Source organism: Lacinutrix sp. MEBiC02595, assembly GCF_053601555.1.
The window spans coordinates 88,309-103,135 of sequence record NZ_JBSHNU010000217.1; the positions used below are offsets into that span (position 1 = coordinate 88,309).

At 32.6% G+C, this 14,827-nt stretch carries 13 protein-coding genes; 12 read left to right on the plus strand and 1 reads right to left on the minus strand.

From position 1 onward, the window contains the following. The first annotated feature begins 72 nt into the window (after positions 1-72). The 10 genes from ACVCZW_RS08125 to ACVCZW_RS08170 all read left to right on the plus strand — a co-directional run bounded on the left by ACVCZW_RS08125 (position 73) and on the right by ACVCZW_RS08170 (position 9,633). Positions 73-1,110, plus strand: a complete 1,038-nt coding sequence (locus ACVCZW_RS08125) for a hypothetical protein (RefSeq protein ID WP_452231244.1) — start codon at positions 73-75, stop codon at positions 1,108-1,110. A gap of 28 nt (positions 1,111-1,138) precedes the next feature. Then, the gene (locus tag ACVCZW_RS08130; protein WP_452231243.1) at positions 1,139-1,579 is read left to right on the plus strand and encodes a hypothetical protein; all 441 of its coding nucleotides are present in this window, start codon (positions 1,139-1,141) and stop codon (positions 1,577-1,579) included. Positions 1,580-1,859: 280 nt separating this feature from the next. Then, positions 1,860-3,818 (plus strand): AAA family ATPase, encoded by a 1,959-nt coding sequence (locus ACVCZW_RS08135; RefSeq protein WP_452232125.1) that lies wholly within the window; start codon positions 1,860-1,862, stop codon positions 3,816-3,818. Between the two features lie 130 nt (positions 3,819-3,948). Further along, entirely contained in the window at positions 3,949-4,536 is a 588-nt protein-coding gene (locus ACVCZW_RS08140) for an NUDIX domain-containing protein (RefSeq protein ID WP_452231241.1), read from the plus strand. 11 nt (positions 4,537-4,547) lie between these two features. Continuing rightward, positions 4,548-4,694 carry a hypothetical protein gene (locus tag ACVCZW_RS08145; protein ID WP_452232126.1) on the plus strand — a complete coding sequence of 49 codons (147 nt, stop codon included), beginning with the start codon at positions 4,548-4,550 and terminating at the stop codon, positions 4,692-4,694. Between the two features lie 50 nt (positions 4,695-4,744). Then, positions 4,745-5,980: a DUF6638 family protein gene (locus tag ACVCZW_RS08150; RefSeq protein WP_452231240.1), complete on the plus strand. Its 1,236-nt coding sequence runs from the start codon at positions 4,745-4,747 to the stop codon at positions 5,978-5,980. Positions 5,981-6,057: 77 nt separating this feature from the next. Beyond that, positions 6,058-6,360 carry a GIY-YIG nuclease family protein gene (locus ACVCZW_RS08155; RefSeq protein ID WP_452231273.1) on the plus strand — a complete coding sequence of 101 codons (303 nt, stop codon included), beginning with the start codon at positions 6,058-6,060 and terminating at the stop codon, positions 6,358-6,360. A 68-nt stretch (positions 6,361-6,428) separates the two neighbouring features. Beyond that, complete coding sequence (locus ACVCZW_RS08160; RefSeq protein ID WP_452231239.1) at positions 6,429-6,962, plus strand: hypothetical protein; 534 nt, start codon at positions 6,429-6,431, stop codon at positions 6,960-6,962. 140 nt (positions 6,963-7,102) lie between these two features. After that, positions 7,103-8,812 carry a hypothetical protein gene (locus ACVCZW_RS08165; protein WP_452232127.1) on the plus strand — a complete coding sequence of 570 codons (1,710 nt, stop codon included), beginning with the start codon at positions 7,103-7,105 and terminating at the stop codon, positions 8,810-8,812. A gap of 167 nt (positions 8,813-8,979) precedes the next feature. Then, positions 8,980-9,633 (plus strand): peroxiredoxin-like family protein, encoded by a 654-nt coding sequence (locus ACVCZW_RS08170; RefSeq protein ID WP_452231237.1) that lies wholly within the window; start codon positions 8,980-8,982, stop codon positions 9,631-9,633. Positions 9,634-9,700: 67 nt separating this feature from the next. Here the strand turns inward: ACVCZW_RS08170 and ACVCZW_RS08175 are convergent, their stop codons facing one another. Beyond that, positions 9,701-11,176 carry a helix-turn-helix domain-containing protein gene (locus ACVCZW_RS08175; protein ID WP_452231236.1) on the minus strand — a complete coding sequence of 492 codons (1,476 nt, stop codon included), beginning with the start codon at positions 11,174-11,176 and terminating at the stop codon, positions 9,701-9,703. Positions 11,177-11,303: 127 nt separating this feature from the next. On the opposite strand from ACVCZW_RS08175, the gene aceB reads away from it, so the two are divergent. Together aceB and ACVCZW_RS08185 are read left to right on the plus strand one after the other, a co-directional pair. Then, complete coding sequence (aceB, locus tag ACVCZW_RS08180) at positions 11,304-12,902, plus strand: malate synthase A (protein WP_452232128.1); 1,599 nt, start codon at positions 11,304-11,306, stop codon at positions 12,900-12,902. A 254-nt stretch (positions 12,903-13,156) separates the two neighbouring features. Next, a complete protein-coding gene (locus tag ACVCZW_RS08185) occupies positions 13,157-14,782 on the plus strand; it encodes an isocitrate lyase (protein ID WP_452232129.1) in 1,626 nt (541 codons plus the stop codon). The last annotated feature ends 45 nt before the right edge of the window (positions 14,783-14,827 follow it).

Consider the following 14,827-nt stretch of genomic DNA (forward strand, 5'->3'; position numbering starts at 1 on the left):
GTCAGGTCTAAAGAAATATTCATGTATTCGCGGCAAACGGCCTACGGAATACTGCTTACTGAATACTAAACAATGATAGTAACACCACTAGATTCCGCAATACTCGATTCCAAAGAGCAATATGTTTTCTATCATAATATGGTAGACTTTGCGCTTAAAGAACTCCTAGTTGCAGTACAACAAAAGCAAATATTAAACCAACAAGAAATACTTCTGTTTAAACAATACAGTGATTTACTTCTGTATTCTGTAGAAGCCATGCGTGTGAAATATATGTATGATGAGGAGGAAAACATGAAGGTGGATTTAACAGATTCTGGTTTTCCAAATTACTTAGAGTTTCGTTATCTATTCAACGATCTAGAATTACGCGAAGAATACTTAGGTAAACTCACAAGTATAGACACTTTAAAAGAAGAGTTTTTAGATACGCTACTTCATAAAAAAGAACCAATCAGCAAACGAAAACTATTTCAAGCAGCTTCTATAGTGTATTATGCTTCGGCAAAAAAGGAATTCATATTTAATCGTTTTGTACAAGGTAAAATTCTAAAAGCACCAGAAAATTCTCCAGGAGAGCATCTAGTAAGTTGGAGTTTTTATGATGTTTCACACAATAGACCTTTTGTTTGCTATATGTATTTTGATTATGACGGAAGTAATCCGCAAAAAGAAAGAGACGAAATATATACCACGCTTAAAAACGTTGCAGATCGAGAAATGAATATCGATACCATGGCTTACGGAATTGATAAACGGTTGCCAAAAGTGTTTCCTAAATTGATAAAACGTGTGGACTTAGGACCAATACATAACATATTTGCAAAGGACGAAAATAAAGTAACGCACGCTATTCTAGAAGGTATTGCTAGTAAAACAATTCCTTTAAATTCCTATGCTATTTCCTTTAAAGTAGATGCGTTAAAATCACAAAGCGAATTTAAAGAAGGCGGTTTTTTTAGTAAACAAACTTTTCAGAAATGGGATGCTGTTTTTAGACAGCGCTATGTATTTGCACCACACAGAATCATTCAATTACTATATAATAAAACACCAGAAATCATGAATAAATTGGCGAAAGCTCCGATTCAGATTTCAGAATTGAAATAACGTATAGACTAATTAAAAGAATCTTTAAATGAAAAAAGTATTACTAATTATTATGTTTTTTGTGTCATTTTCTACTGTGGCACAAGGAGATCCAACTGAAGTAGTGGAATTATTCTTTAAAGAATTTAAAGAAAAAGGTTCTTCAGTAGCAATAGATAACTTATATAAACCGAATAAATGGATTAGTAAATCGGCAGATGCGATTATTCAATTAAAAAGTCAGTTGCAAGGTTTAAATGAAGACTATGTTGGTAAGTATTATGGTAAAGAGTTGATTCTTGAAAAAAAATTAGCGGATAGTTATATTTTAATGAGCTACTTGGTGAAATATGATAGACAACCAATTCGTTTCACATTCCAATTTTATAAACCAAACGATACATGGATGATTCATAGTTTTAAATTTGATGGTAATTTGGATACTGAAATTGAAGAATCCGCAAAGCTATACAATTTTCGATTAAATTAAAACTTTAGAAATTGGGAATAAACTTGCAAAAGCCTCAATTCAAATTTTAGAATTGAATAAAATAAATAATAGAAATTAATTCCTTCCCTTTTTTTAAGGGAAGGTGGATTTAATTCTTTTTAGAATTAAAGGCGGAAGGGTAATAACCACCACGTCTTCTAATTTTTTCAAATTGGAATCCACTCCTCCTTAAAAAAAGGAGGAGAGTTATTCAGAATAAGCATTTGTGAATTAGTGGCTATTTCTCCCTATTCATTAATAATTTTTTAACTAAAAACAAATGGAACACAACTCAACTTTTCCAATAAAGCAAAACGAATTAGATATGCTTCGTGATGAAGCAACTACGTATATAAAATCGGTACAATGGGAACAAGGACAACGTGCCAAGAATAAAGAAGATAATGGCAAGGACGAATCTATATTACTCTATTTGTCGAGAGCAAATAATGGAAGTAATGTACATGTAACTTCGATTTCTAAAACCATTTTAGCTTTAAAAAAACGTTTATTACCCGAATCTGTAGCAATTCCAATTCACTTAAACCATACGCTTTATGCGGTGCAAGAAGGAATTACTTTAGGGGTTTGGATAAAAGATAGTTATTATGATGCGTCTGGTTTATCGACCTTAAATGAAAACAAATCGGCTTTAGATACGAATGGAAAGCGAGAATATGAAAGTAAAATGCACACCGCAACAGCATACATGCTTTTTGCAACTGCATATAAAATTCTCTTTGACTTAAAATCACATGCTTCCGATGATTTATCGGTGATGAAGCAAAAATTTGCTGGTATTCCAGAAGTCTCTTTGCTTTCGCCTTTAAAAGGAATTTCTTGTAGCTTATTTTATTACGATAAATATTTATCACATCCAGATATTATAAAGTCAGATAAAGATGTTATCGATTTTACGGTAGTTTATTTTGAAGCTTTAATTGATGAAATTCAACTGCGTAAAAGTAGTTTAGAATACACCGAAACTATTGTAGATAGAACCTACAAGCTAGAAAAAAGTGATTTTGCAGTTTCTGGTTGGGATAATGTATTTCAAGGAACAGCAAAAAGTATCGAATTTAATAAAATACAATTCGAGCAAATTGTAGGTAATAGAGATGCAAAACACTTTGCTAGACGTTTAACAGAACGTATGCTGAGTTATGATTTTGAAGCAAAAAAGAATCCGTTTCAAGAACTTGGTGGTTTTATGCCTGTTTTTATGGGATATGGTATTCCGGGAACGGGAAAAAGTATGCTTATTGCAGCTATTGCAACACGACTAAAAGAACATGCAGATAATTTAGATATTCCATTTTTATTTCACCCAATGCCAGATACTTTAATTAGTACCTTTCAAGGTGGTTCTGCCGAAAAAATGGTGGAATGGATGAAACCATTACAAGATCCTACAAAATTAATTTTTGCACCAATTGATGATGCCGAAAACAATTTACAAGAACGAACGGCGCAAGGTGTTTCCGCTGGAGTTAAAGAAGTAATCGGAGTGTTTTTACGTTATACGGAAGGTGCTTATGCTGTAAATTATGGAAATAGTTCGGTAGGTTTATTTACCAATCTTCCAGAAATGTTAGATAAAGCAGTTATTTCTCGTGTGCAAGGACGTTTTAAAATTGATGGCGCAAGAACCGAGCATGATTTTTTAGATCAAGATCATTTATGGTGGCGTAAATTAGATACTACCATGCTAGATTTTGTAAATATGCAAGGTCCAGAAAATTATAGTTATCTGCAAGATCAAGGATTAGCAAAAAGTATGGGAGAAATTCTAAATGTTTCTAATAAACCAACAGAACAGCGTGTTTTAGATGCTTATGGTAAAGTAGAAAAGCATTTTAAAACGAATCATCATTTGTTTTATGCAAATCTATATATGGAGATTCAAAAGATCTTTCCTTTCTTTTCTTCTCGTGATGTTCGTAATATTCAAAGTGCTGTTTCACTTCGTTTAACCGATTTCGATTTAGAAGAAGATTGGTTCGATAATCCGGAAATCTATTTCAAAAAAGATTACGATACCAAGTTTAATATGCTACAAGAATTAATGCGTGCCAATATGAAAGGTTTAGATTTTTCAGAAATAAGAAGACAAGAAGTAGTGCGTTACCTAGATAATGTAGCAACAATTGCAGATACCGACTTTAAACGTAAGGTAGATGCTAGAATCAATCAAATGAATATTGATTTAAAAGCAAGAGATGCTTTTGGTAATAAATAGTTGAATAATGAAAACGTATGTCACTTCGAGTGATTTTTGAGGCACGAAAAAATAGTATCGAGAAGCAAGTGATTTTTGAGCTACGAAAAATAGTATCGAGAAATAGTTATCTGAAATTTGAAATTAAAACATGAACAAACTAAAAAACATAACAACTAAAATACTCTCCAATGCATGGGCAACTTTAAATCAAATTGATTACGATTATCAATTTAACGATGGTAGCTGGAAACGCGTATCTAGAGAGAGTTACGATAGAGGTGACGGAACCTGCGTGTTATTATATAACAAAGAAAAACAGACCATTATTTTAACCAAACAATTTAGAATGCCTGCGTATGCAAACAATAAAAACGACGGCATGTCTATTGAAGTTTGCGCAGGTGCAATTGATAAAAACGAAGCACCCGAAGTTTGTATTATTAGAGAAGTAGAAGAAGAAGTTGGTTATAAAATACCAAAAGCAACTAAAGTTTTAGAAGCATACACTTCTCCAGGAGCAGTTACAGAAAAAATGTATTTGTTTGTCGCAGAATATACAGACGCCATGCAGGTAAATGATGGTGGCGGATTAGAAAGTGAAAACGAAGAAATCGAAGTTTTAGAAATTTCTTTTATCGAAGCTATTCAAATGATGAACGATCAAAGGATTATGGATGCAAAAACAATTATGTTATTGCAATATGCACAGATTAATAATTTATTAAAAGAACAATAACGTCACTTCGAGTGATTTTCGACGAAGGAGAAAATAGTATCGAGAAGCAAGTGATTTTCGACGAAGGAGAGAATAGTATCGAGAAGCAAGTGATTTTTGAAGCTATTCCATTTAAAATGTATTTAGATTGCAGATACAGGTGGAAATTTAAAAAATAGTATCGAGAAGCAATTCGTTTTTGTCCTCGAACTGATGAAGAAATAAAAAGATGCAAAAATTAAAAGCAGCAAATTTATACCAAAGTGAACTAATTCCAATAAGTGGAAAATTAGTAGAACGTTACAACAAATGTCTAGTGAAACTAGGCTTTGATGCAACCACACTTACTAGTTTTTCTATCGACGGCGTTGGTTGGAGTCCGGAAATAGCTGCAGAAAAAAAAGACATGCATTACCTAAATCATGGTGATGCTAATCCGCACGGCATTATTATTTCACCATTACAAAAAGGAAAACCAGTTTATATTCCATATCACACTTTTGATCGGGAAATGATGAAACTTGTTTTTAGTACGTACGAAGGTAAAATTAATGATATCACTAGAGATTGCGCTATTTGTTTAGATTTCAATCAGCATATTGATGCTTTTTATGAGCCATTAGATGTGCTTAAATATGATACTGTTTCTATTAATTTTCATTTGATAAATGAATTGTATCATGTGCAAAAAGAGCAATTTCAACTAATAGAAAAGTTTAAAACAGGTAATAATTTTATAGATGAAGATTTACAACAGCAATTATTAAAATCGGCGAAGACCTTTGGTGATTTGCGTGAGAGAGATTTAGAATTACCAGCTTTAGAATTTCAAACCAACTCTTTTTATACAAGAGCGCTTGGAGGCGTTTATGTATTAAGAGATTTTATTAGCGAAATTGTGGTTTTCGAAGATATGGATACCTATAAAGAAGCGATAAAAGATACCATTCACGACGTGCTAATTTATCATATTGAACAGCCAGAACTGATGGAGAAATTGCGAAATCATATGTTAATAGAATGTGATTTAGAAAAAGTTATAGAGAAGCCACAATACAGTCGTGTAAAAAAAATGATGCTGTATCAAGAATTAAAAGAAACCAAACATCCTATAAAAGATATTCTGAATGATAATGTGCTATTTAGAAGATACTTAAATACCATAGATGCAGAAGCTTTAAAGCGTGTAAATGGCGTAGAAATCTATTTAGAAAAAATAGAGCGAAGCAATGCTTTTAAAATCCATGATTTAGTGGATCAAAAGTTTTATGATGCATTACACCAACCACATTCGTCGTTAAATGCAAAACACCAAGATTTAATCTGGAAACTGCTAATTAATGTTTCATCAAAAGATGTGTTGTTTTTATATTGGTATGATAAAGAAGCTTTTTATAAAGCATATCAAACCTTTAGTGACTCTATGAAAGATTGGGTTATAGAAACTATTAGTAACAATATATAAAGAAATTAGACTAATTTAGTAGTTATAGTTTAAACATAGGTTTGTCATTCCGCACTGGATGCGGAATCCATTATAAAATGAAAGGAAATTATCATCAGTATTACACATATATACTTTCTAATATGAAAAATGGAACATTATATATTGGAATGACGAATGATTTAGAAAGAAGGATGTTTGAGCATAAAAATAAGCTGTATGAAGGTTTTACTAAAAAGTATGGTTTGCATATTTTAGTTTATTTTGAACAATTTCAATATGTAAACGATGCAATTAAAAGAGAAAAGCAATTAAAGAATTGGAATCGACAATGGAAAATTGATTTGATTGAAAAAGAAAACAAGAATTGGGAGGATTTATCATCCGATTGGAAATATTAATGGATTCTGCGTTACCCAATCAAGTTGAGTACAGGCTAAGCGCAGAATGACAAAACAACTAACAAAACATGACACTAGAACTAATCATATTTATCGCTTCTATTTTATTCGGAATCCTTCTGTATTGGAGAGAATCACAAGGAAATGGCGTTTATCGTTTTTTTAATAAGCTTTTTAATGCTAAAGAATTACAAATGCGTGCCACAAGTAAAAAAGGCTTTGTATATCAGCAATCTTTATTGTTGCGTATTGTATTTATTACTTCCTTGTTTTTAGTAGGAATTGTAATCGCACGATTTTTAATTCCTATAGATATTGCAACTATTTCTTTATTCGCATCGATGATTGTAGGAACCTTAGTAGGAACTTATATTGCTAATTTTGTGTTTAAATCTAGCGAAGTGATAGACGAACAAAGCGAATCTATTGAAGATGTTTTTCATGAAACTATTGAAAAAGGAAAAGATTTTATGGAGGACTTAAAGGAAAAAGGAGAACAAACTTTTTCTAAAAGAGAAGATGATATTGCAGAGATTAAAGACGAAACAAAAGTAGAAACGAAGAGCGCAAGAGAGCGTTTAAAAGATAAAGGATTAATGTAACTACTTGTCATTCCGCATTGGATGCGGAATCCACAAAAAAATAATAGATTCTGCATCGTAGCGCAGAATGACAAAACAAAAAACTAACAAATTGCCATAGTAGCTAAAGGCTAATAACTAGTGGCAAAAAGCTATAAAAAATGTTAAAAAACTACTGGAATAAAGGAGGAAAGCAAAAAAGAATAGTAATTATTGGATTGCTAATATTAATCATCACATTATTTGTGTTGCGTGACGATTATCAACCAGCCTTACTATTTTTTAGAAAGTACATTTTTGTAATTCTTCTAAGTGCTATTGTGCTCTATTTTGGTTTGCGAAGATTTAGAAATACAGCTTCTGGAGGGAGCCGAATTGGTGTTTTGGTAATGATGATGCTTTTCTTTGGGATCCTTTATTTTGCAGGTTGGCATTTTAAAATGTATGATTATATGAAAACATATAACGTTTTTAATAATCTGAATAAAATTGAAATAAACGAATTGCCTTTAACGCAAAACGAACGTATCCAGCCTTTAAGAAACATTTATTCGATGGCTAACGAAAGTGTTGGTGAAACGAAAGATGTTTCTTTACCGCATTTAGTTCGAGTAGATGGTTTAAATAAATGGACGATGGCAATCCAGCCTACAGAGAAATACGTTTGGCAAGGGATGAGTGATAATACCGAAGAAGTTTTTTCGGTTTCGAGTACCACACCTTTTCCACGTTTTTCTAGTGAAAACAGAATTGCAGTAACTTTTTCTATTGGTGAATCTCTAAAGTTTAGTAGAAATACATACAACGCAGTGGTGCAACGTTTTAATCCTTGGATGCTTTTTAATTACGAGCCAAGCGATACGTTTTATATGAAAAATGATTCCGGAAAATGGGTAGAAGTCGTAAGTTTAATTAAGTGGAAAGGCTTCTTATTTCCATATCCAACCTTTGGAGGTGTAATGGTTGTAGATAGTGGAGAACACGATTTTAATGATTATCTAGAACGTGTTACTATTGGTAAAGGGACTTTTATTTCACCTGAAGAAATGCAAAACCATCCGTATTTAACGAAACAAAATACCTTGTCGGAAAAGGTTTCTCGCCTGCAAGCAGAATCTTTAAAATTTCTTGGCGGATTTAGTGATCCATTACCTTGGAATATGAAAACAGCAGTTAAAATTCCGAATTTACCGAACGATCAAAATCAGCAACCATTTGTAACGGATTTCGATTTTTCAGATACCAAAGTAAGTGCTTATAGTGGTTTATATCATTGGTTTGGTTTAGAACCAGTTGGTGATGAACGTACCAGTTTAACCTATAGTGTATTTGTTCCTGCAGATGGTACAGATGCTTTGTATTATTATGATCATGCTTCCAAAAAGCAAGGATATGCAGGAGTTTCGGCAATGCCTTTAAAAGTAATAGAGTCTAGAAAAGAATACGATTGGTCGGTCAACAAACCTGTAGAATTTAGACCGTATATTAAAGATATAGCTGGTAGAAAACGTATGTTTTTCCTAGGAACCGTTTCTGCAATAAGAGACGAAAGTGCACAATTTGATGGTTCTGCAACTCCAGATTTAGCTTTAATAGATAGTGAATATAGAGATGTGGTTTGGATTGATGCAAAACACCCAAGTCAATGGGAGAAAACGGTATACGACCAATTAAATGAAGCTTGGAGATCTAGTGAAGGTATTGGTTATTATTTTGTAGAGGAAACCAAAACGGTAGAAACAGCACAAAAGATTTTAGACTCCATAAAAGCAATTCCTGCTGTGGATAAAGAATCGTTGCAAATTGAAAAATTACAAAAGCAGATTGATTCTATTAAGGCTTTAAAAGAATCTGTTAAAATAGAAGAGTAAGGATGTCTTTTTGATGTAAAACTAGTGAAAAATCTAGTAAACGGTTTCAAGTATTTTTTTGCTATCAACTCACATATTGTGATCAAAGTATTTACTTAACAAAAAATATTTCTCAATTAGAAATGCACTAAAAAAATAAGCGGTACTGCCTTTAAATAAAATAATTAATGAAAACCTTAAAAGAGCAAACAGATGCTAAAATTGCAGCTGGGAGAAAAGCTAAGCCTGACTTTATGAAAGGTGTTGATGCTATTATTAATAAAGCAAAAGCTTTCCAGGAGGGAGAAAATGCTATTATGGTTGGTGAAAAAGCACCAAGTTTTGTGCTTCCAAATCCTGAAGGAAATTTAGTTACACTAAAGAGTTTATTAGATAAAGGGCCTGTGGTTATTACATTTTATCGTGGGGATTGGTGCCCATATTGTAATTTACAACTTAGAGCTTTACAAGCTAAATTAGAGAATATTAAAGCACTAGGAGCAACATTAGTCGCTATTAGTCCTCAGGTGCCTGATGGTTCCTTATCTAAAAATGAAATTAGTGAAATAGAATTTATTGTATTGTCCGATCAAGATGCAAAAGTTGCTTCACAATATGGTGTTGCTTGGGAAGTTCCTGAGTTTTTAATGGAGCACATGCGAGTAGATCGTAATCTCGACTTAGAAACAATTAATAATGGAAATAGAAATATATTACCTATTCCAGCTACTTTTGTTTTAGGTACTGATGGCTTAGTAAAATGGAGCTATGTCAATGTAGATTATAGAACACGTTCAGAACCAAATGAAGTTATAGATGCTTTAAATAATTATCTTAATTAGCCATATTCGTGTAAAATTTAAAGGTGTTTTAGTAATTGTAAAAATGTATCCTTTATAAAATTATTTTCTAACTAAACTTCTCCATCAAATCGCTTACCACATTTTCAATTTTTTTGTTTTTTGCATGTCGATCTAAAAATATAGCTGGCGCTTTTCTAACTGCACAATTATGAATCGCACAACGCTCACAAGTAACACCAACATCTTGTGTTATTATTTTTTTGTTTTCCGCAAAATGAAGCTTCTTAAGTAGTTGTTTGTTTATTAATAATCCAATACTAATACTTCGATAATGGTTTTCTCTAAAAGGATCTTTAGTAGCGGAAGAAAGCACTAAATACTTCATATTATCACTTGGGTAATTCGATATTTGCATATCAAATACATGCTCTTTTTGGTTGGCGCTAATTTCTTTTAATACATGTAAAGAAACCCAGCGTCGGCAATAACTTTCATTCGTTTCATTAGCACGAGGAGAATGTTGATGTGATAAATGTAATTCTTTTTTAAGATGATATTTATCACTACCGGCTTTATGTGTAAATCGTAAAAAGAATAAATTCTGAATATTAAATTCTTTGGGTAAAATATTGGTTAAACGTTGGTAAAAAGATTCTGGCGAAGCATTAAAACTTTGCATTGTTTTCTCAAAAAGAGAAGTATCAAAAGTCTTTTTATCAAAAATGAGTTTTAGTTTTTGTGTGATTAATGCTTTTGGTAAAATTAATGCTCCTGCAAAATACGAAGCATAAAAATTGTTTAAAACCTGATCGAAATTTTCAAATTTAATCCAAGAGAACGTATACAGTCTATCTTCTAATTTTAAATAATTATATGCTAATTCCTTGGCGTAAATAAAAGTCCGCTGTGCATCATCAATTTCACTAGCTAACAGTAAGGTTTTGTTTTTTGGCACAAACACAGAACGTAGATTAATTAAGCTTTTATGTTTGTCTAATTCGTTATTATGAATGGTGTAACCGTATTCTTCCACTAAAATATCTTCCAAATCTTTAGAAGTAATCGGTTGGGTTAAATCGACTTGATATGCTTTCGCGAAAGCAATAACACTTTCTTCTAAATCATTAAAGTAATTATTGTTTGCTTCTTGATACGAACGCAGCGAAGCCAAGTAAAAACTTTCTTTACTAAAATTATAATGTTTTGCAATTTCAATAATCGTACTAATAAAAGCATTTACTTTTGCTGGCGCATTTGCCACAATTTCAATTAGAGTGCTTTCTTTAATACCGAATACTTCTAACGGAATTTCTTTTAAAATCTTCGACTGAAGAATCTCACCAATAGGAGCGAGGTTCTTATCTAGTTTTAGCGATACCATTTGGTCATAAGGGATATCTAATTTCTCAGAAAGTGTGGCAATCTTATCTGGTTTTGGATATTTTTTTCCTTTTTCTATTTCGTTTAAATACGATTTTGAGAGCCCAGAAAGTTTCGATAAACCAAAAAGCGATAAATCCTTGTCTGTGCGTATTTGCTTGAGTTTCAAGCCAAATATGAGCTTTATATATTCTTCTTCCATAATTATAAAATCAAAGATACAAAATATTGCGAACTTTATAAAAAAAGCGGAAATATAAAATTTAGCGAACGTTCGCTTGTTTTATTAAAAAGTTTGTTTTAATATTGTAGAGTAAAATCATAACAACATGGAAAACATACTTTTAAAACAAACGAAGATCCAATTCGCAAAGGAGGTGAAAAATTACTATCCAGAAATTTTAACCGATAATGCTTTAACTTTTATAACTGCTTTACATGAAAAATTTAATTCGAAAAGAATAGAGTTATTAAGCAGACGAGAACAAGAACAAGCCGTTTTTGATACTGGCAAATTTCCAGAGTTTCCTAGAGAGACTAAAAATATTAGAGAAGGCGATTGGACTGCAGGTAGAATTCCGTTAGATATGCAAGATAGACGGGTAGAAATTACTGGTCCTGTAGATAGAAAGATGATTATTAATGCTTTAAACTCTGGCGCAAAAACGTTTATGGCAGATTTAGAAGATAGTAATGCACCAACCTGGACGAATACTATTGAAGGACAGCAAAACTTAATAGATGCCAATAATAAAACGATTTCTTTGTATGATTCTAGAAAAGATAAGTCGTATCAATTAAATAATAAAACAGCGGTTTTATTGGTGAGACCAAGAGGTTTGCATTTAAATGAAAGACATATTTTAATTAATAATGAAGAAGCTTCTGGAAGCTTAGTAGATTTTGGTTTGTATGTGTTTCATAACACCAAAACGATGCTAGAAAATGGAACTGCTCCATATTTCTATCTTCCAAAATTAGAACATTACTTAGAAGCACGTTGGTGGAATGAAGTTTTTGTTTTCGCACAAGAATATTTAAATGTGTCCCAAGGAACTTTTAAAGCAACGGTATTAGTAGAAACGATTACAGCAAGTTTTCAGTTGGATGAAATTATTTATGAGCTGAAAGAGCATATTGTAGGTTTAAATTGTGGTCGTTGGGATTATATTTTCTCGTACATCAAAAAATTCAGAAACCATCCAAATTTTGTAGTTCCTAATCGCGATCAAGTAACTATGACAACTCCGTTTATGGATGCCTATTCGAAGTTAGTAATTCAACGTTGCCATAAAAGAGGAATTCTTGCTATTGGAGGAATGGCGGCACAAATTCCGATTAAAAATAACGAACAAGCAAATGCTGCAGCTTTAGAAAAAGTAAGAAAAGATAAAGAACGCGAAGTTAAAAATGGTCATGATGGTACTTGGGTTGCGCATCCAGATTTGGTAGCAGTGGCTATGGAAGAATTTAACAAATATATGCCAACACCAAACCAATTGGATGTACTTCGAGAAGACGTTCATATTAGCGCTGAAGATTTAGTTGAAATTCCTCAAGGAACCGTTACCGAAGCAGGAATAAGAAAAAATATTAATGTAGGTATTTTATACACCGAAGCTTGGTTACGAGGTCATGGCGCTGTAGCTCTTTACAATTTAATGGAAGATGCAGCAACTGCCGAAATATCCAGAACACAAGTCTGGCAATGGCTAAAAAACGAAGTCAAGTTAGAGGATGGTAGATTGTTTACGAGAACTTTATTTGATGCTATTTTGGATAGTGAAGTCGAAAAAATAATTACCATAATTGGTTCCGATAAGATAGAAAATACCAAGTTTGAATTAGCAATTCAGTTGTTTGAAAGACTAGTAACCCAGGAAAAATTTGAAGAATTTTTAACGCTTCCAGCATACCAATACATTTAACCCATAGTATACAATAGAAAATCTATTACAGCTTGGAGCTACTGCAAATACTATCGCTGCGCAGCGCCTTTTATTTTCACCATAACAATGCTATGCTAAAAATAAAAAACACTAGTATTTATTGTATCTCCAAACTTCACAACGAAGTTCTATCGCATACTAAGGGTAAAAAAAAAGTCTCGCAACTACTGCAATAGTTTGCGAGACAACAATATCAAAATCTAGAAAAAATTTTAATACGTAAATACAAAATTATGAAAAATTTAGCACAAAGTAATTATAGTTCGGCTTTAGAAACAGTAAGAAATCTTAAAGCAAAGTATGGAAATACTTGGAATGCCATAAATCCGGAAAGTGCTGCTAGAATGGTGACACAAAATCGCTTTAAAACAGGTTTAGATATCGCTAAATATACTGCAGCAATTATGCGTGAAGATATGGCTGCCTATGATGCGGATACATCAAACTACACACAATCATTAGGTTGCTGGCACGGATTTGTTGCGCAACAAAAAATGATTGCTGTTAAAAAGCATCATAAAACAACGAGCAAAAGATACTTATACCTTTCTGGTTGGATGGTTGCCGCATTACGTTCTGAATTTGGACCATTACCAGATCAGTCTATGCACGAAAAAACAGCAGTACCAAGTCTTATAGCTGAAATCTATGATTTTTTACGTCAGGCAGATGCTATCGAATTAAATGATTTATTCAAAAGACTAGAAAATGGGGAAGATGTACAAAATGAGATAGATAATTTTGAGACACATATTGTTCCAATTATAGCAGATATTGATGCAGGTTTTGGTAATGAAGAAGCTACCTATTTGTTAACTAAAAAAATGATTGAAGCTGGCGCTTGTGCTATTCAGATAGAAAACCAAGTAAGTGATGCGAAACAATGCGGACATCAAGATGGAAAAGTAACCGTTCCTCATGAAGATTTTATTGCGAAACTAAACGCTATTCGTTATGCTTTTTTAGAGTTAGGAATAGAAGACGGAATTATTGTAGCAAGAACAGATTCTGAAGGAGCAGGTTTAACGCAAAAGCTTCCCGTAAGTCAGGAGTCAGGAGATTTAGCATCGCAGTATTTAGCTTTCGTAGAAGCCAAAGAGATAGCTATTACAGATGCAAAAGAAGATGATGTATTGCTTAAAAGAGATGGCAAATTAGTGCGTCCGGTACGTTTACCAAACGGTTTATACAAATTTAAAGAAGGATCGAATATAGATCGTGTGGTTTTAGATTGTATTACAAGTCTTCAGAATGGCGCAGATTTATTATGGATTGAAACACCAACACCAAATGTGAAACAAATTGCACACATGGTAAATAGAGTGAAAGAAGTGGTGCCGAATGCAAAATTGGTTTATAACAATTCGCCATCTTTCAACTGGACCTTAAATTTCCGTAAACAAGTATTTGAAGAAATGCTTGCGGAAGGAGAAAATATGACTGCTTACGACAGAAATAATTTAATGAATGCAGCATATGATAATACCGAATTGTGCTTCCGCGCAGACGAGAAAATTAAAACGTTCCAAAAGGATGGAGCAAGAGAAGCTGGTATTTTTCACCATTTAATTACTTTACCAACCTATCATACAACGGCATTACACATGAATGATTTAACCGAAGGTTATTTTGGTGAAGATGGCATGTTAGCATACGTAAAAGGTGTACAAAGACAAGAAATTAGAAAAGGAGTTTCTTGTGTAAAGCATCAAAGAATGGCGGGTTCTGATCTTGGAGATGACCATAAAGCATTTTTTGCAGGAGATAAAGCCTTAAAAGCTGGAGGAGAAAATAATACTTCTAATCAATTTGAGGTTAAAGAAACAAATAATGTAAAAGCAGAGAAACTAAGTGCTTAAGGTGGAAGCACAGTAGTTATACAAATTTAATAGTTAAGTTTAGTT